13 protein-coding genes are annotated in these 17,546 nt (G+C 46.2%); 5 read left to right on the forward strand and 8 right to left on the reverse strand.

The window, feature by feature from the left end; all coding sequences use genetic code 11:
* Positions 1–8: 8 nt before the first annotated feature.
* Together CLV59_RS12535 and CLV59_RS12540 are read right to left on the reverse strand one after the other, a co-directional pair.
* Positions 9–3,383: a SusC/RagA family TonB-linked outer membrane protein gene (locus CLV59_RS12535; RefSeq protein WP_170137727.1), complete on the reverse strand. Its 3,375-nt coding sequence runs from the start codon at positions 3,381–3,383 to the stop codon at positions 9–11.
* Between the two features lie 93 nt (positions 3,384–3,476).
* Positions 3,477–4,712 (reverse strand): FecR family protein, encoded by a 1,236-nt coding sequence (locus CLV59_RS12540; RefSeq protein WP_146616179.1) that lies wholly within the window; start codon positions 4,710–4,712, stop codon positions 3,477–3,479.
* Between the two features lie 171 nt (positions 4,713–4,883).
* Here CLV59_RS12540 and CLV59_RS12545 point away from each other — a divergent pair, with 171 nt between their 5' ends.
* A complete protein-coding gene (locus tag CLV59_RS12545) occupies positions 4,884–5,483 on the forward strand; it encodes an RNA polymerase sigma-70 factor (protein WP_111592392.1) in 600 nt (199 codons plus the stop codon).
* Between the two features lie 91 nt (positions 5,484–5,574).
* On the opposite strand, the gene CLV59_RS12550 is transcribed toward CLV59_RS12545, so the two are convergent.
* The 6 genes from CLV59_RS12550 to folK form a co-directional block, all read right to left on the reverse strand.
* Entirely contained in the window at positions 5,575–8,061 is a 2,487-nt protein-coding gene (locus CLV59_RS12550) for a zinc-dependent metalloprotease (RefSeq protein WP_111592393.1), read from the reverse strand.
* A gap of 76 nt (positions 8,062–8,137) precedes the next feature.
* A complete protein-coding gene (locus CLV59_RS12555; protein WP_211323839.1) occupies positions 8,138–8,926 on the reverse strand; it encodes a sterol desaturase family protein in 789 nt (262 codons plus the stop codon).
* Between the two features lie 23 nt (positions 8,927–8,949).
* Positions 8,950–11,403, reverse strand: a complete 2,454-nt coding sequence (locus tag CLV59_RS12560; RefSeq protein WP_170137728.1) for a zinc-dependent metalloprotease — start codon at positions 11,401–11,403, stop codon at positions 8,950–8,952.
* Positions 11,404–11,431: 28 nt separating this feature from the next.
* Entirely contained in the window at positions 11,432–12,070 is a 639-nt protein-coding gene (locus tag CLV59_RS28905; RefSeq protein WP_170137729.1) for a hypothetical protein, read from the reverse strand.
* Between the two features lie 160 nt (positions 12,071–12,230).
* Entirely contained in the window at positions 12,231–12,860 is a 630-nt protein-coding gene (locus tag CLV59_RS12565; protein WP_111592395.1) for a deoxynucleoside kinase, read from the reverse strand.
* Positions 12,861–12,870: 10 nt separating this feature from the next.
* Positions 12,871–13,350 (reverse strand): 2-amino-4-hydroxy-6-hydroxymethyldihydropteridine diphosphokinase, encoded by a 480-nt coding sequence (gene folK / locus CLV59_RS12570; protein WP_111592396.1) that lies wholly within the window; start codon positions 13,348–13,350, stop codon positions 12,871–12,873.
* Between the two features lie 84 nt (positions 13,351–13,434).
* Between folK and sppA the strand changes: the two genes are divergently transcribed.
* The 4 genes from sppA (at position 13,435) to CLV59_RS12590 (ending at position 17,514) form a co-directional block, all read left to right on the forward strand.
* On the forward strand, positions 13,435–15,189 hold the full coding sequence (sppA, locus tag CLV59_RS12575) for a signal peptide peptidase SppA (protein WP_111592397.1): 1,755 nt from the start codon (positions 13,435–13,437) through the stop codon (positions 15,187–15,189).
* Positions 15,190–15,294: 105 nt separating this feature from the next.
* Positions 15,295–16,401 carry an ABC transporter permease gene (locus CLV59_RS12580; RefSeq protein ID WP_111592398.1) on the forward strand — a complete coding sequence of 369 codons (1,107 nt, stop codon included), beginning with the start codon at positions 15,295–15,297 and terminating at the stop codon, positions 16,399–16,401.
* A gap of 39 nt (positions 16,402–16,440) precedes the next feature.
* On the forward strand, positions 16,441–16,974 hold the full coding sequence (locus tag CLV59_RS12585; protein ID WP_111592399.1) for an SRPBCC family protein: 534 nt from the start codon (positions 16,441–16,443) through the stop codon (positions 16,972–16,974).
* A gap of 6 nt (positions 16,975–16,980) precedes the next feature.
* A complete protein-coding gene (locus CLV59_RS12590; protein WP_111592400.1) occupies positions 16,981–17,514 on the forward strand; it encodes an SRPBCC family protein in 534 nt (177 codons plus the stop codon).
* The last annotated feature ends 32 nt before the right edge of the window (positions 17,515–17,546 follow it).

Below are 17,546 nucleotides of genomic sequence, written 5' to 3' on the forward strand. Positions count from 1 at the left end.
ACATTTAATTAGAATGAAACATTACAGCCTAATGTAACGGTGCGCAGTGAAGGCGCCATTTCATAAGACTCCGGATCTACGCCGGCTTTATAGTTGGTAATAAGCCAGAGATTATTGGCGGTCAGGTTGAATGCAAATGACTGCATATGCGCCTTTCTGGCCATGCTGGCGGGCATTGTCCAGGATAAGCGCAGATTATTTAACCGGAAAGTGTTGATCATTTTATAGTTGCGATCCGAGCCCCAGAAGTTTGTACTCTCTTGAGAAGGCACCGCCGTCAGAGGTGGGAGGAGTGCATTGGGATTTTCCGGAGTCCAGCGGTTTTCATATTGCCATAAGGTCATATTATTGATGGAAGAGCCATCGTACATATAACCAATTTTCTGGTAGGCGCGTTTAAAGGTGAATGTTGGATTCAGGCTCCAGTTTTTGTATCGGAAAGTAGTGTAAAAACCTCCGCTGAATTTAGGATTCATATCGAGGAAAACCACCCTGTCATCATCCGCCGTACCTGGAGCAACACTGCTGTTGGTATTGATTTTTCCATCTTTATTGGCATCATAGTAAATACCTTTTCCGGTAGCAGGGTCGCTGCCGAGGTAGTGATAGAGCGCCAGATTGTTCAGGGATTCGCCTATACGATAAAGAGATGCATAGGGGGATTCCATCAGGTTGGGATAAGATATGAGTTTGTTACGTTGAAAGTTAATATTGAACCCGATGTTCCAGCTAAAGTCTTTCTTTTGAATAGCAGTAGCATCTACCATAAAGTCCCATCCCGAGTTTTGCACATTGGCAGCCGAATTGGCGGTTACTGTAGTGAAGCCGGTGAAGGAGGCCAGCGGATAGCCCAGTAGCTGGTTATCACAACGGTCTAAGTAACGGTCTGCCGTCAAAGTTATTTTATTCCATAAACCCAGTTCCAGCGCAACTTCTGACTTCTTATTCGTTTGCCAGTGAAACTGATCATTTGCGGCGAGCATTGTCATCAATGGTGCGACATCATTGTATTTCATCGTACTGTTGGTACCGTTCAATGTTTCGATAACGTAACCCCATTGTGAGAGGTATTGATAGTCGCCCACGCCATCGCTGCCAGTGAGACCGTAGCTGCCTCTGAGTTTGAGGAAGGTGAATGCTTTTGGCAACAATTTTTCTGCCCATTTTTCTTCCGAGATAATCCAGCCTGCACCTGCTGACCAGAAGTTGCCAAACCGTTTACCAGGGCCGAATCGGCTACTGCCATCTCTTCTGCCGCTGAGACTGACCATATATTTCTCTGAGAGTGTATAGTCTGCGCTGGCGAATAATCCCACGTATTTGTATTGTCCCATTTTGTTGGAACCACTAACTGTAGGCGCTGCTTCCAGCAGATTTATCAGGTCGTCGTTGGCATAACCGCTACCGGTAATTAATGAGCTTTTGGTGCGATTGGCCTGATAGGTACCGCCGGCAACCATTGTCAACACGCCATTTCCAACAGATTCATTCCATACGAGTTTGGGTTCCACGCTGATGGTCGACATCTGCGTAGTGCCATAAGAGTGAGTACCATAAACCTGGGTAGGCTGGTATATTGATTTAGGCTCCAGGGAAGAGAAAGGGGTTACCCGTTCGCTATTGTTGAGCGACATACTGTATCCTATTTGGGTAGAGAACTCGAGTCCTTTTAGTAAGGTATAACCAGCGTTAAAGGATGCATTGATACGATCGCCTCCACTTGTAACGGGTTGCAGGTATCCGCTGAAAGGAAAGGTGAGGCCCACTTTGCGGTATGCCAGATAGTTCAGTTTACCCAGGCTGTCGAACGGATCGGGAGCCATTGGAGGAATAACAGGATTATTGGCAGTACCATTGATTTGTCCGTTGGAGTTATTCATATAAATGAAGCTGACCCCGGATCTGAAACGGTTGTTGAGCGAGTGGTTATTCAGGTTCACTAAGAAGCTGGTGGATTGGGCTACGCCTGCGTTGAGCGTAATGTCCTGCTGCCGGGTATAGTTGGCGGAGATAACATAGGATATCTGCGAACTTCCTCCGGTCAGTTGTGGATTTACTGTGGTGTATAAACCAGCCTTGCCATACATGAACTTACTCCAGTCTGTATAACGGGTAGAGTCCATTAAGAATAGCTCCGGCGCATATCCTGGCCTGCCGGGAACATTCGTAGGCGTTAGTCCGCTATTGGCATAGGCTTCTCTACGCATGGCGCGGAATTGTTCCGTATTCAGGAAGGTTTGTTTTTTTATCACATTTTTCACGCCCTGAGAAAGGTTCAGTGAAAATTTAGTAATACCTGTTTTTGCTTTTTTAGTAGTGATGAGGATGACGCCGTTTGCACCGCGACTACCATAAATAGCGGTGGCGCCGGCATCTTTCAGTACTTCGATGGATTCAATATCATTAGGACTCAGGCCAAACATAGGATTGAGGCCTACTTCAAGCCCGGACTGATCCAGGCCGTTGGAGATGATATTTGTAGTTCCGTTAAAAGCCCGGAGTCGTATATCATTGGATGACGGAAAGTCCATCACTGTTTGTGGTACGCCATCTATTACAAACAGGGGATCTGAAGATACTCTTTGATTGATGGCATTTCTTCCGCGAATTTCTATTTTCATAGGAGATCCCGGAGAATTATTTGCCATGGTAATTTGAAGGCCAGGTACTCTTCCTTCCAGAGCCAGGAGAGGGTTTTGAATGGGAAGATCCTGTATGTCTTTACCGGAAACAGTAACGATATTGCTGGTGTTGAAACGTTTGCTGGTAACGCCATAGGCTTTAACTACTACTTTGTCCAGCTGGTTTTCTGCCGCTTTCAGGAAGACGTTCATCTCTGTATTCATGATCACTTCCTTGTATTGTTCGTAGCCTACATAGCTGATCTGGAGCTGTTCTCCCAGTAATACTCCTTTTAGTTCATATTCGCCCTTACTATTCGTGAGGGTCGTTTTTTTAGTATAGGAGGTAGACACGGATGCATTTTCCAGGACGCCTGCGTTGGCGCTATATATTCTGCCTTTTACAGTAATACTGACACTGTCTTTAATCGACTTCGGTACTTTTTCCTGGTCTGTTTTTTTGGCGTTGGTATTGACAGAAACCACTTTATCAGTTACCTGGTAATTGAATGGCGTACGATCGAAGATTTGTTGTAAAGCAGTAGTGACAGGTACATCTTTCAGGTCTACACTGATTTGTTGTTCTTTCTCCCGCAGATCTTTAGGATAGACGAAATAGTAGCCGGTTTGTTTTTCCACTTCCTTACACACTTTTTCCAGTGGTAGTCTGTTGGCCGACAAGGTCACCCGCTGTGCGTACAGGGAGCTGGCTGGCAGCAAGGCTGCGAGCAATAAATAGCGCATACGGTTGGTAGTTCGCATAGTGGTTCTTTTCAGCACCCGTTGGTGGGGTGATGTTAAATCATACAATTTTTGCATGTAACTAAACGGAGTTTAGATTGTTGGTTGATCACATCAGGGAGTTACTTTCACTGTTCTTCCAGAAACCGTGAAATGTACCCATCCGGTAGATTCAAGTACTTTTAATACATCTGATAATTTCATGTTGCGGGGAATTCTCCCTACAAACTTCTGTTGAATATGTCCTTCATATATTATATCCACATCATACCAGCGGGATATCTGCCGCATGATATCGTGGATGTCTGCATCCTGCAGGGAGAACAGGCCGTCTTTCCAGGCGGTAACCCCGTTGAGGTCTGCTGGCTGCACCGTAATCGGCGACGAATTTTCGTATAGTAGTGCCTGTTGGCCCGGATGCAATAATGTCTGGTGCGCATCATCGGCTACTCTTACTTTTCCGTTCACCAGCGTAGTGGTGTTGGAAGGTTCATCTTCATAGGCATTGATGTTGAATTCCGTACCCAGTACTTCAATATCCATGGCGCGACTACCGATCACTTTCACGTGGAAGGGTTGGCGGGCAGAGGGAGCAACGTCGAAATAGGCTTCCCCACTGAGTTCTACCGTTCTGTTGTTGCCGCTGAAAGCCGTCGGATATCTTAAAGAAGAAGCGGCATTCAGCCATACTTGGGTACCATCCGGTAAGATGACCTGGAATTGTCCGCCTTTAGGCGTGGTGATTTTATTGAATACAGCTTCGGTAGTTGTATTGGATGCTACAGGATGGTAGGAAACAATACCGTTACTGCCTTTCATGACTACTGCCGCTTGTTGCTGAGCGAGTGTGCCTTTGCCGGCGCTATCCAGTTCTATGATGCTGCCATCTTCCAGTTGAAGGATCGCTTTGTTGCTTCCAGGCTGTGTCTCGCTTTCATAGCGGGCTGCCATGGGGGCAACCGCTTTTTTCTGATGATGCAACCACCAGGTACCAGTGCCAATCAAAAGAACAGCTGCAGCAGCGGCAGCCATCCAGTAGCGCCGAATATCATAAATGGCGGAAGATATTTTTGCTGGCGCGTGCGCGTGGATACGGCCCCAGACATCCTGTAGCGCGGCTGCTTCATCCGTGTGGTACAGGGATTGGAGGGACTGCTCTATAGAAGGCCAGTCTGTCATGGTTGCATAGGCAATGCGACTTTCTTCCGGCTGGTTGGCCAGCCATTGTTCCAGTTCCTGTGCTTCTGCAATAGTAAGGACTCCCTGTAACCGGCGGAAAAACAGGCCGGCTATATGCTGCATAGTATCGATGCTGCGCTGATCTTGATGGGATAGTGGTGGTATTGGCAAGACTATCTTTTTATATGAAACACCTAGCCATGCACTTTGAACTAGTCGGTAAGAAAATATTTTTATTTTTTTCTGTAGAGAGAATATGCTTGCAGTTTTGCAGTTATTTATATAGTTTAGGCCGTTTGTTACGGCGCCTATGGCCACCTGTCAGCCAATTCTAATCGCTTAATGGATAATCAGGATTTTTTGGAGACGATCATTCCGGCATTCCGGCAAGGAGATGCACATGCCTTTGAAGCCTTTTTTAAAGCGCATTATAAGCCGCTTGTATTCTTTGCGGAACAGTTACTGGAAAATGCAGGAGAAGCAGAAGATATTGTAAAGGATAGCTATGTGAAGCTGTGGCATAAGCATGCCGACTTCGATCATCCTAAGAGTATTAAAGGATTTTTATATACTACTACCCGTAATGCCTGTCTGAATCACCTGCGCCATGAGAAGGTAAAAGACCATTACCAGCGGGAGATGATATACCTGGATGATCAGCGGGGAGAAGAGAAGATATTGCAGCAGATGATTCATTCAGAGTTGCTGGCATCTATTTACAGAGAGATAGAGAAATTACCGGAAAAACGCCAGCAGGTATTCCGTATGATTTTTTTTGAAGGGATGAAGAATGATGAAATCGCGGAGCAGTTGGGAATATCTGTATTTACAGTGAAAGAGCACAGGGCGAAGGCGTTGGCACAGTTGCGGCTTCGTTTCACGGATGAGCAGCTGATGTTGTTTTTTCTCATGGGGAGTTCCTGGTTATTACATAAATCCTGATACAATAAAAAAAGCCCCGTGGATATAGATCCACGGGGAGAGCGCTTCATAGGTAGTAATTGAGGTAACTTTTGCTTATGAGAAATTGTTCTTATAAATTTTTGGCCAGCAGTTGAATCTTTTCCTCCATGGCAACGAGATGCGCTTTGGTAATGGCATCTGCCGCATGAGGAATGGCTTGCCTGATCATACTGGCTAATGTTCTGATTTCTGCGCTGGCAATAGAAGAGGCTTCTGATTCGCTGATTTCCACTTTCACTTCCCGGGTAATTTTGTACAAAGCGCCCAGATAAGTTTTCTGCATATTTCGATGGAACGCGTCTACCTTAACCTGACCATTTTTCAGATCAGACCAGATGCCTTTGCGCAGCATATCCATATACTCTTCTACGCCCAGGGTTTTACCCGTGCCAAACCGGCGTTCCAGCATCATTACATAGTTAATGCGTTTTGCATCCAGCAGGCTGTTGAGTGAATTGATCTGCATCAATTCCACTGGTTTGTTGCCCATAGGATTATCTACGAGGTCAGTGATTTTAGTATCCAGTAACCAGGTGGGCGTGTTGAATAATTCATTGTTGAAAAAGTTGATGGCTGCGATCTGTTTTTCTTTTGGAACTACCGTGTATGCGGGCAGATCGTCTCCATCTTTGCGAATGGTGTAATTCACCGCCGCGATGTTTTTTACCACATGTACGATATAACGATAATACTGTTGCATTACGTTTTCATACATGCTCTTTAACGCCTCATAGTGGCCATCTTCTTCATGTGTCCATGTTTTCAGGTTGGCCATTACACGTTTCAGATTTTTGATACCGTAGCTGCTCGCTTTGGCTGCATCATCGCCCAGATCCTCGGTTTGACAGCGAGGGTCGAGGGTGCGTGTCTCCCCATCGCCAAACCACAGGCGATTGTTGGCCGCTAAACGCTCTGTTACCAGCTTACGCATGATTTTACGGTCATCCTCTTCTGTTTTTGCGCCGATCTGTTTGTAGCCAAATTCGATGGCCCATCTATCGTATTCGCCTATACGAGGAAATAGTAATTCCTGTGGAATATGGTCTTCTGGCTGCGCCACATAGTTGAAACGCGCATAGTCCATGATACTGGCGGTATGACCATGTTTGCGGAGATAACTGATATTACGCAGGCTATCTACCGGCGTCTGGCTGCTGCTCCCAAAGTTATGACGAAGGCCTAGCGTATGGCCTACTTCATGGCTGGACACAAAGCGGATCAGTTGCCCCATCAACTCTTCATCGAATTTTGGGAAGCGTGCTTTAGGATCATTCGGTCCTGCCTGCACCATGTACCAGTCGTGTACCAGTTCCATTACATTGTGGTACCATCCGATGTGTGTTTGAATAATTTCACCGCTGCGGGGATCGTGGGTGTTAGGACCATATGCATTGGCTACTTCAGAAGCGAAGTAATTGATGAAAGAATAACGTACGTCTTCCATATTCATACTCGAATCATTCTCTGGCCATTCTTTTGCCACGATGGCATTTTTGAAGCCTGCTTGTTCAAATGCAGCCTGCCAGTCGTTCACGCCTTGAATAAGGTATTTCCGCCACTGCTTTGGCGTTGCAGGATCGATGTATAGTACGATGGGTTTTACAGGTTCCACGAGTTCTCCGCGGTTGTAACGTTCTCTGTCTTCCGGCTTGGGTTCCAGTCTCCATCGGTTGATAAACTCGCGGGGTTCTACTTTTTGTTGTGCATCGCCATAGGCGGTGTAGGAATTTGCGAAGAATCCAACACGGTCATCCACTAATCTGCGCTGCATGGGCGTTTCCGGTAACGCAATAAAAGAGGTATTGGTAACCAATGTCACCGGACGGGCAGGCACGGGCGCCTGGAAGATTTGTGCCACTGGTTTGGTAAGACCATTTTTCGAAATGGCAATTTCGATATTTTCCGGGAATGCCAGTATGGACTGTACATCCAGGTCTTTCATAGTTTTTACTTCCAGCGCTTTTTTCAGGGCCTGGTGGCCTTCTCCTGCATTGACGAAAGTATTCGGATCGCGGAGGAATTTGCTTACATCAATCACATAAGACGCCGAATCTTTGCCATAGGCTTTGATAGGGAAGCTGGCAATGACCGCATTCAGATTCGATTGTGTTACTGCGCGGTAAATAGCATTGGTGGAATCAGCATCGCTGATAACCAGGTTTAAGCGTACCCGGATGGTTTCGTTAGGACCTTTTTCGAAGATAATGGTCGTATTATCGATTTCTTCTCCTGGATAAACGCCAATTCCGCCAGGGGACTGCTTCACACGATTCACTACCAGGATATCTCTTGACAACAGCTTTTCCGGTATCTCAAAGAAGATGCTATCCATTTCTTTGGTGCGGTGTATGGTAAACAGGCCGGCTTGTGTGATCAGATTACTTTTAATCACTGCACTGTAGGGCTGTACGCCATTTTTATTGGGCGCGGCAACAGGCTTTGCTGGCGTGGCCGGCGTAGCAGCGGCAGCGGTTTGTTTTGTCTTTTTGTTTCCACCTTTGAACACGGCACAGGAGGCCATTACAGTTACAAGTGGTATATAAGCATAACGTTTCATCAATGAATACTAAATGATTTTTTAAAATTAAATTCTGGCGCAGATGCGGTATTCTCACTATAACACGCTGTGGCGGTTATTGAACTAGTGATGTGTCAGATTTTCCAAATCTCTTTTCCTGTATCTGATCATATACTTTTACATAGTCAGGATTTTCCGTTTTCATAATACGGTCCCATACCCGGAAATACAGGCTATAATTGCCTTTGAACTTCGCGTGATGCAGATTGTGATAAGTAGATGTATTGATAATTTCGAAGAGATACGATTTTCTCAGGCCCTTGGGCATGATCTCATATCCCAGATGTCCGTATACATTAATGATCAGAGAAGATAAGGAGAAGAGCATGACAGATAGTGGGTGTAATGGCATGATGAATACCAGCACCAGTACTATTGCCCCTTCTGCAGCGGCTTCCAGCACATGAAAGGAGTAGGCTGACCAGGGAGAAGGATTCGTGGATTTATGATGCAGGAGATGTGTCCATTTGAACAAGCGCTCACTGTGCAGTGCCCGGTGCATCCAATAGAAATAGGTATCATGTACCACCAACGACAGGATAATACTCAGTGGTATCCACCAGAGCGGGTATGCATTCAGATCCATGTAGATGAACGTATACGGTTTCACTACAGGGGAGAAGGCCAGGATGGCCATGCCTGCTATCACCAGACTGGAAACAGAGGAATGGAATACTTCCCTGGCGAAGTCCTGGTGTTTTGCGGCTCTATTTTGTATTTTGTTGTTGAATAGTCTTGCTGCCAGTAGCTTATATACCACTATGAAAGCCATACCGGCGATAATATAGTATCGAAGCATTGTAAAGGCAGACTCGTACAAAAAGTATTTCAGTAATTCCTTCATTGTTTGGCGTTTATTCGTCCACGTTATTGATGGGCAGATAGTCGTTCTATTCTTTCGGCCAGGTCGTGCAGATGCATGCTGGTAAGGTTGTCTGCCGCTGCGGGAATTGCTTTGCGGATCATGTCGGTGATGAGAGTGATTTCATCGGCGGCAATGGTGATCGCATCTGTTTCGTTAACACCTCGTTCTTCATCCATCGCGATGGTGAACAGTCCGCCTACATAGGCTTTCTGCATATTGCGGTGATAGGCGTCTATTTTTACAACATTGTTTTGCAGGTCGGCCCAGACAGTTTTCCGGATGGTGGCCAGTACTTCAGGAATTGTTATCGTACGATCTTCTCCAAATTGTTTGGCTGTTCTCAACAACCGCATAAAGAAAGGAGGATTGAAAACGGTATTGACAGATTTTATCTGCATGTCTTCCACATAGTCGATAGTATAGGGTAGCATGCATTTATTGAGGAAGGTGCTATCTACTAACCAGGTGGGAGTAGTAAAGAGTTCTCTGTTGATATATTCCAGGGCTTCGAGTTGTTTTTCTTTGGGCAGTGGTATAAATGCCGGCGCGTCGCTGCCATTGGAAGGGAGCTGATATTGTATGCCGCCAATACTCATGGATACCTGTTGCAGGTAAGCTAAGAACTGACCGAGTAGCCGATCGTATATTCTACGGAGGTTTTCTGCTGTATGTCCTTCTTCGTAAGACCAATTTTCCATTTCCGCCATTACTCTTTTAAGGTTTTTGATCCCAAGGGCATTTGCGCGGGCATTGTTATCTCCGAGGTCTTCTGTCTGGCATCTGGGGTCCATTACGGGGCGGTCTTCCGACTCGCCATCGCCGAACCACAGGCGGTTATTGGCGGCCAGTCGTTGAGTGGCCAGTTTGCTCATTATTTTGCTGTCTGCCACTGGCGTGCGAGCGCCAGTTAGTTTATAGCCCCATTCAATCGCCCATTTATCATAGTCATTTACTCTCGGATAGAGGAGTGCTGCGGGGATGCTATCTTCTGGTTGTGCCACGTAGTTAAAGCGTGCATAGTCCATGATGCTGGCGGTATGTCCGTTTTTTTGGAGGTAGGAGATGCTGCGGAGACTATCTACCGGCGTCTGGCTGCTGCTCCCGAAATTATGACGTAATCCCAGTGTGTGGCCTACTTCGTGACTGGATACAAAACGAATTAACTGCCCCATGAGCGCCTCATCGAAGTGTGCGACGCGGGCACGGGGATCATTGGGCCCTGCTTGTATCAGGTACCAATCGTGCAGGAGGTCCATGATATTATGATACCAGATAATATTCGTTTGAATGATCTCACCGCTGCGAGGGTCGTGGGTATTGGGGCCGTATGCATTGGCTATTTCGGAGGGAGCATATCTCAATACGGAATAGCGGACATCTTCCAGGTTCATAGCGGAATCGCCTTCCGGCCATTCTTTACCTGTGATGGCATTTTTGAATCCTGCCTGTTCGAAGGCTGGCCGCCAGTCATTAATACCTTGTATCAGGTAAGGGCGCCACTGTTTTGGCGTAGCGGGATCGATGTATATCACAATAGGTTTTGCTGGTTCTACCAGCTCGCCTTTTTCGTATCTGGCACGGTCTGCCGGTTTGGGCTCCAGCCTCCAGCGGTTGATAAATTGTCGTTTCTTTACCGCCTGCTGGTCGTCTGCATATTCCATATAACTATCTGCAAAATACCCGACCCTTGGGTCAAAGAAACGTTGCTGCATGGGCACTTCCGGCAATGCAATAAAAGAAGTGTTTGTTTCCAGCGATGCAGGTACCGGCGTTTTGCTGTACAATGTTTTATCGGCAGTACCATTTTTACTGATGGCAATTTCCACGTTGGCAGGATAGGTACGTATATCCGTTACCGTGTGTTCCTTCATGGCAGCTACCGTCAAAAATTTATTGATATCACCTTCTGCCTCATTGACGAAGCTGCCGGGATCTTTCAGGATGGCCGTTACGTCTACTACATAGCTGGCATTGTTTTTACCATAGGCCCGGATGGGCAGTGTGGCAATTATGCCGTTGATATTGGAGGCTTTCACTGCGCGGTAGATAGCGCTGGCGGTATCGGCCAGACTTGTCTGGTAGCGCAGTTTCAGCAGAATGGTTTCATTCGGGCCTTTTTCGAAAGTGATGGTGCGGTTGCATAGTTCCTCGCCGGAGTACATTTTGACGCCGCTGCTTACTTTTCGAATGCGATTGATGGCGAGGATGTCTCTGCCTATCAGGTGTTCATCTATTTCGAAGAGGATGGTATCTTTTTCCGGTGTGCTATGAACGGTAAAAAGTCCCTGTTGGGTAATCATCTCTTTTGTTACCACGCTGGCAAAGGGTTTCACACCGTTTTTGTTGGCGGGTGTTTCCGGAATGGCAGTGGTGGCAGTCTTTTTATTTCCGCTTTTAGAAACGGCGCAGGAGGCCAGTATCATTGCCAGCGGAATATAAGCATATCGATTCTTCACGGAGTTGAGATTGATGGTGGATATTATATTAGCGGAAGCAGTGTTGGACCTGTATATCCTGCAATGTGGATCGTTCTGCGGTCTTGATGGCAGGCAGTTGCACGAAGACGCTATCGTTCGTAAAACGTGCGGTGGCTGTCTGAATGCCTGGTATCTGCTGAAGGATATTCGTGTATTCGTTGAGTCTGGCCGTAGCGGCATCGTCCCAGATAAACACTACCGGAAAAGATTTGCCGGCGGCGTTGACGATGAAATCAGAGGATCGCGTATGCTGGCCGGTGCTGCGTAAGTCGATCAGAACGCCTGTTTGCAAGGATGCCCACTGTTTGATGAAAGAAGTTGCCAAGGGTCGGTATTGTTCTACGAGGGTAATGGCTTTCTCATCGGCGGCAGCATCTCTTAATGCGACGGCCGTGAATTTAACTTTCTGTTCTTCTATTTCCAGCGTGACCGTAGTGGTGGTAAAGGGAAATATGCCGGCTGACAGGTTATCTACAGGAATATCCTCTCCCAGATTGAGGATATGATTATCGGGTAGTTGACTTCTGTCTGGCATATCATGGCCGCCGGGAGCCTTTTTCCGGGATTCGGTACAACTAAACAGGATGGTACTGCAAAGCAGTAGGCAAGCCCATTTTAGCATTTTTTTATTCGTTCTGAACAGCATGATAAATAAATCTAGTGCTGATAGAACACGTCATGAAGGGGAATGAACTAGTGGGGAACGAAAAAAGTTAGCGGGCGTAAATTACACGAATGACGATTGTATTTAATGTGTTGGGAGATAAAAACGGCCTGCTTATTTATGAGAGCAGGCCGTTTTAAGATTATAGTTTCAGGTAATTGATACCTGGTTCATATTCTTCATCCAGTGCTTTGACTAGTTTGTTGAAATCGTCCGGATTGCGGAGGAAATCCATCTTCGTCGTATCTACCATGAGCGTACGTATGGGATGCTGTTTGATGTATTGCATGTACATATCGTGTACATTCAGGAGGTAAGCATCCGGGATGGACTGTTCGTAGGAACGGTTTCTTTTTTTGATATTTTGTTGGAGTTGCGTTACTGGCGCATTGAGGTAGATCAGGAGTTCCGGCTGTACCAGTTGTGGATTGATGATATCGAACAGTTTCTGGTAGAGGGAGTATTCTTCTTCCGGCAGATTGATTTTTGCGAAGAGCAGGCTTTTGATAAACAGGTAATCAGAGATGATCACATCGCTGAAGAGGTCTTGCGACTGTAGCATATCCTTGAGTTGTTTATAGCGTTCGGCCATAAAGAACAGTTCCAGCGGGAATGCGTATTGTTGGGGACTTTTGTAAAACAGTGGCAGGAACGGATTATCGGCAAATTCCTCCAGGATAAGTTTGGAGGAAAAATGTTTGGCCAACATATTGGCCAGAGTGGTTTTGCCTGCTCCGATGTTACCTTCTATCGTAATAAATTTATAGCGCATGAATCTTCTTTTAGAGTTTGTAAGCCGGCAATTTATCCGGGGAAACGGCCAGTAGTTGGCTGATAGTTTGTTGCAGCACTGGATGTATGAACCCGGGAATAATTTCTTCCAGCGGCTTTAGTACAAAGTTACGCAGTTGCATGCGCGGATGTGGAATTTTAAGTTCTGGTAGGGAGATGACATCTGCATTAAAGAATATCATGTCTATATCGATCACCCGGGAACCCCATTTTTCCTGGCGCACCCGACCAATGTTGCGTTCAATCTCCAGCAGACATTGGAGCAGGGCAGGAGCATCCAGTTCGGTTTGGACTTCCAGCCCCTGGTTTAAATAGTCCGGCTGATCTGTGACGCCCCAGGGCGCTGTTTGGTACAGGGCAGATTTTTTCGTGACCTGGCCGGCCTTTTCTCCGATCAGCTGAACGGCTTTTTCCAGGCTTAATCTGGGGTCTCCCAGATTACCACCTATAAGTAATATTGCTGTATTCATGTATATTTCGAGCCCCAAAAGTAGCTATATTCCGTATTTTTGAAAAAATGTATCTTTCCATTCTGTTTCATTTAACTCTTTAACATGCGTTTCTTCAAAGTATTTTTCGCCGCATTTCTGGCGCTGATCGTATTCACCGGGATAGGATTCATCATCCTGTTGGTAATGATCGGCAGAGCCATGACTCCAGAAAAAGTAACCCTGTCCCCGAATAGTGTGCTTGTTCTTGAAACAAGCCAGGCCTATATGGAGCAAGAGCTGGTTAATCCGCTGTCAGCATTCCTGGGAGATAATGCCCCGAATGTTCCGGGTCTTTATCAGACCGTCCGTTTGATCGAAAATGCAGCGGATGATGATAATATTAAAGGTATTTATCTGAAAGTAAATGGTAACAGTAGCGGATTTGCCACCAATGAAGAGCTCCGCACTGCCCTGAAGAAATTCCGCCAGTCGGGTAAATTCGTATATGCATACGGGGAAGTGATGGGCCAGCAGGAATTTTATCTCGCGACAGCGGCAGATAAAGTATACCTCAACCCAAAAGGAGGTATTGACTTCAACGGTTTCTCCAGCCAGATCATGTTCTTGAAAGGTACCTTAGACAGACTGGAAATCAAACCAGAGATCTTCTATTGCGGTAAATTTAAGAGCGCTACAGAGCCACTGCGTGAAACCCAGATGACAGATGCAAACAAAGCCCAGACTACCCAATTCCTGGGAGAACTGTATGGTAACTTCCTCACAGGCATCGCTGCCAGTCGCAAACTGGATACGGCCACTTTGCACCAATATGCCAATGAGGCGATGATCCAGGAACCTGGCGATGCGCTGAAATACAAACTGGTAGATGGTTTGAAATATGATGATGAAGTACAGTCTGAAATCAAAGGCCGCCTGAATATCAAAGGCGATGAAAAAATTAATTATGTAACGCTTTCCAAATATAATTCTGCCACCAACCTCAGTAATGGTAGCAGCGATAATAAAATTGCGCTGGTATATGCACAGGGGGATATTGTAAGCGGAGATTCTGAAAAGGAAAATACCATTGCCAGCGACAATTACATCCGTGATATCCGCAAGGCAAGAGAAGATAAGAATGTAAAAGCCATTGTATTACGTGTGAATTCAGGTGGCGGTAGCGCACTGGCATCTGAAGTGATCTGGAGAGAGTTGTCGCTCGCACGTAAATCTAAGCCTGTCATCGTTTCTATGGGAGATTATGCTGCTTCCGGCGGATATTATATCTCCTGTATGGCCGACAGTATCTTCGCAGAACCTAATACCCTGACTGGTTCTATCGGCGTATTTGGCGTGATGTTCAATATGCAGGATTTCTTCAAAAATAAGCTGGGCGTAACTTTTGACGGTGTGAAAACCGCACAGTATGCCGATTTAGGCACTATGGGACGTCCTATGACAGATGCTGAGAAACGACTGATTCAGAATGGCGTTGACAGCACTTACTCCACCTTTAAAGGGAGAGTGGTAGCTGGCAGAAAACTGAATCCTGTCATCGTGGACAGCATTGCGCAAGGCCACGTATGGAGCGGTATTCAAGCTGTGAAACTGGGACTGGTAGATCGTATTGGCGGTATCGATGATGCCCTGGCATCTGCCGCTAAGATGGCGAAACTTTCCAACTACCGCCTGGCGGAGTATCCGGAAGGAAAGCCTTCTCTCAGCAGAGCGCTGAAAACAGTGAGCAATAACGTAAGAGCGCAAATGGTGAAAAAAGAACTGGGCGATACTTATGATACCTGGGAACAGGTGAAGAAAGTAAAGGAAATGCATGGTCAGATACAAACCCGCATGCCTTTCGAGTATAAAATTTATTGATATTAGCCGACTTCGGTATATGAATTGGGAATTACGCTGATAATAGATGCGTAATTCCCAATTCTTTTTATGTAGTTTTACGCGATTTTTTAAAACGCAGATCAGATGAATGGAGCTAAGTACAGTCAGTGGAGAGCAATGATGGCCATTACCAAGGGTAGTTTAAGGGCTACTTTCAGAAGTCCTTCTTCCGTGGTGTTCAGTCTGGCCTTTCCGCTGGTATTTATCCTCGTATTTGGATTTATCGGGAACAGTACTGTTTCTGTTAAAGTGGGCGTAGATCGCCATACAGACATCAATACCGAGTATTTTAAGATGTTGTCCGCCAATAAAACCCTGAAGCTCATTACAGATGAGAGCGAGGCAGAAATGGCGGAGAACCTGAAGAAAGGGAACCTGGTGGCTATTATGAATATTGATTATCAGCCCAGTGCCGATAGCGCATCTTCCTACAAAATTCATGTCAAAACCTCTACCGCCACGGATGTCAATAAAAGAGGGATACTGATGGCAGCGCTGAAAGGCGTTACCGGTCAACTGGACAATCAGGCATATCCTCGTCCTTCAGTGGCCACTATTGTACCGGAAGTGGTGCCTGGGCGTATCTATAAGACGATCGACTTTATTCTGCCTGGTCAGCTGGGCTTTGCGTTGATGAGTGGCGCCGTATTTACCACTGCCTTCCTGTTCTTCGGATTAAGACAGACATTGGTGTTAAAGCGTTTCTTTGCGACGCCCATTTCCCGCATGAACATCGTGTTGGCTGAATCTTTCAGCAGAACGATCTTTCAGTTGATCAGTTCCGTCGTAATCATTGGACTGGGCCATTTTGCTTTTGGATTTACCCTTGTCAATGGTTTTGTTACCTTCCTGGAAATGCTGGCCTTATCAGCATTTGGCCTGATTGTATTCCTGGGTTTCGGTTTCATTGTCAGCGGTATAGCTAAAAATGAAAGTACTATTCCTTTATTCGCTAATATTATCACCATGCCGCAGTTCCTGCTGGCAGGTACCTTTTTCCCCATTGACTCTTTTCCTGGCTGGTTACAACCGATATGCCGGCTAATGCCACTGACTTACCTGGCAGATGCCTTGCGTGAAGTGGCTTATGAAGGCAAACACCTTTGGAATGTAGGTTTGGACCTGGGCGTACTGGCAATCTGGGGTATTGTCGTATATGTGGTAGCCGTTAAAGTATTCAGGTGGGAGTAAGCCTAGCTTTTATTAGCTTTGCTAAATAAAACCCGTCTAATGCAAGCCTTTTTCATTATCCTGGGCGCACTGATCGTTCTGATCCTTGGGCTGTTTATTTTCAGCCTGGTACTGTCGCCGACAGTAAAGGTGGAGCGTTCCCTGTTGATTCCAGGCACTGCCGGCACTATTTTTCCCTATGTGAACATTTTAAAGAATTGGGAGTTATGGTCTCCATGGAAGGAACTGGATCCAAACATGAGAATCACCTATGGCGAAAAAGATAGTGGCGCTGGCGCTGGTTACAGCTGGGAAAGCAAGAACCGGAATGTTGGTAAGGGCAGTATGGTGATTACCATTTCCCGGGAAGACCAGTACATCGCTACCGAAACAGATTTCATGAATATGGGAATTGCTAAAGGTTACTTCCGCTTTGAGCCTTCTATGGGAGGAACGCTGGTAACCTGGGGTATGGTGACCAATATGGGGCAGCACCCGGTACGTAAGCTGATGGGCCTGATGATGGATAAATGGGTGGGAAATGATTTTGAAAAGGGACTCCGTAACCTCTCCAAATTAGTAGCAAAACAATAGACAGATATGAAATTTATTAAATTAGGAATTATCAGTGTCATCGTATTTGGCACGCTGATATTCCTGGGTTCCCTGTTACTGCCCAGCACAGCAGTGGTGGAGCGTACAGGCGTTATCCATGCTCCTATTGATACCATATATAAGCATATAGGGGATCTGAAGGCATGGGAACCCTGGAATCCCTGGTTTAAGCCCGATTCTACGGCCACAGTTACCTTCTCTCAGACAACAGTGGGTACAGGCGCATGGTATAGCTGGGAAGGCAAAATAAGCAGCGGAAAAGTGACTATTATTGATAGCGATCCTTTGAAAGGGATTCACTATTCCATGGATGTTAAGAATATGCGTCCGGTAGATGCCGGTATTGAGTTGAAACCTACCGCAGATGGGAAAGCTACCGCTATCTTCTGGCATATGCAAACGCATCTGGGCCTGCTGCCTTGGTGGAAATTGCGCGGTTTTATGGCGGATAAGATCTTCGGACCAGCCATGGATCAGGGTTTGACCAAGCTTAGCCGGATCTGTGAAGGGAAGGACTAAGTAACTGGTGGAGTTATTTTGCCATTGGTCCA

Source organism: Chitinophaga dinghuensis (genome assembly GCF_003259435.1).
GTDB classification, from domain to species: Bacteria; Bacteroidota; Bacteroidia; order Chitinophagales; family Chitinophagaceae; genus Chitinophaga; species Chitinophaga dinghuensis.

Coding starts and splice junctions, on each gene's coding strand:
- CLV59_RS12565 (WP_111592395.1), bottom strand. CDS start 12,860: ATGCGCTATAAATTTATTACGATAGAAGGTAACATCGGAGCAGGCAAA.
- CLV59_RS12555 (WP_211323839.1), bottom strand. CDS start 8,926: ATGAAGGAATTACTGAAATACTTTTTGTACGAGTCTGCCTTTACAATG.
- CLV59_RS12580 (WP_111592398.1), top strand. CDS start 15,295: ATGAATGGAGCTAAGTACAGTCAGTGGAGAGCAATGATGGCCATTACC.
- CLV59_RS12535 (WP_170137727.1), bottom strand. CDS start 3,383: ATGCGAACTACCAACCGTATGCGCTATTTATTGCTCGCAGCCTTGCTG.
- CLV59_RS12545 (WP_111592392.1), top strand. CDS start 4,884: ATGGATAATCAGGATTTTTTGGAGACGATCATTCCGGCATTCCGGCAA.
- sppA (WP_111592397.1), top strand. CDS start 13,435: ATGCGTTTCTTCAAAGTATTTTTCGCCGCATTTCTGGCGCTGATCGTA.
- CLV59_RS12585 (WP_111592399.1), top strand. CDS start 16,441: ATGCAAGCCTTTTTCATTATCCTGGGCGCACTGATCGTTCTGATCCTT.
- CLV59_RS12590 (WP_111592400.1), top strand. CDS start 16,981: ATGAAATTTATTAAATTAGGAATTATCAGTGTCATCGTATTTGGCACG.
- CLV59_RS28905 (WP_170137729.1), bottom strand. CDS start 12,070: ATGCTGTTCAGAACGAATAAAAAAATGCTAAAATGGGCTTGCCTACTG.
- folK (WP_111592396.1), bottom strand. CDS start 13,350: ATGAATACAGCAATATTACTTATAGGTGGTAATCTGGGAGACCCCAGA.
- CLV59_RS12550 (WP_111592393.1), bottom strand. CDS start 8,061: ATGAAACGTTATGCTTATATACCACTTGTAACTGTAATGGCCTCCTGT.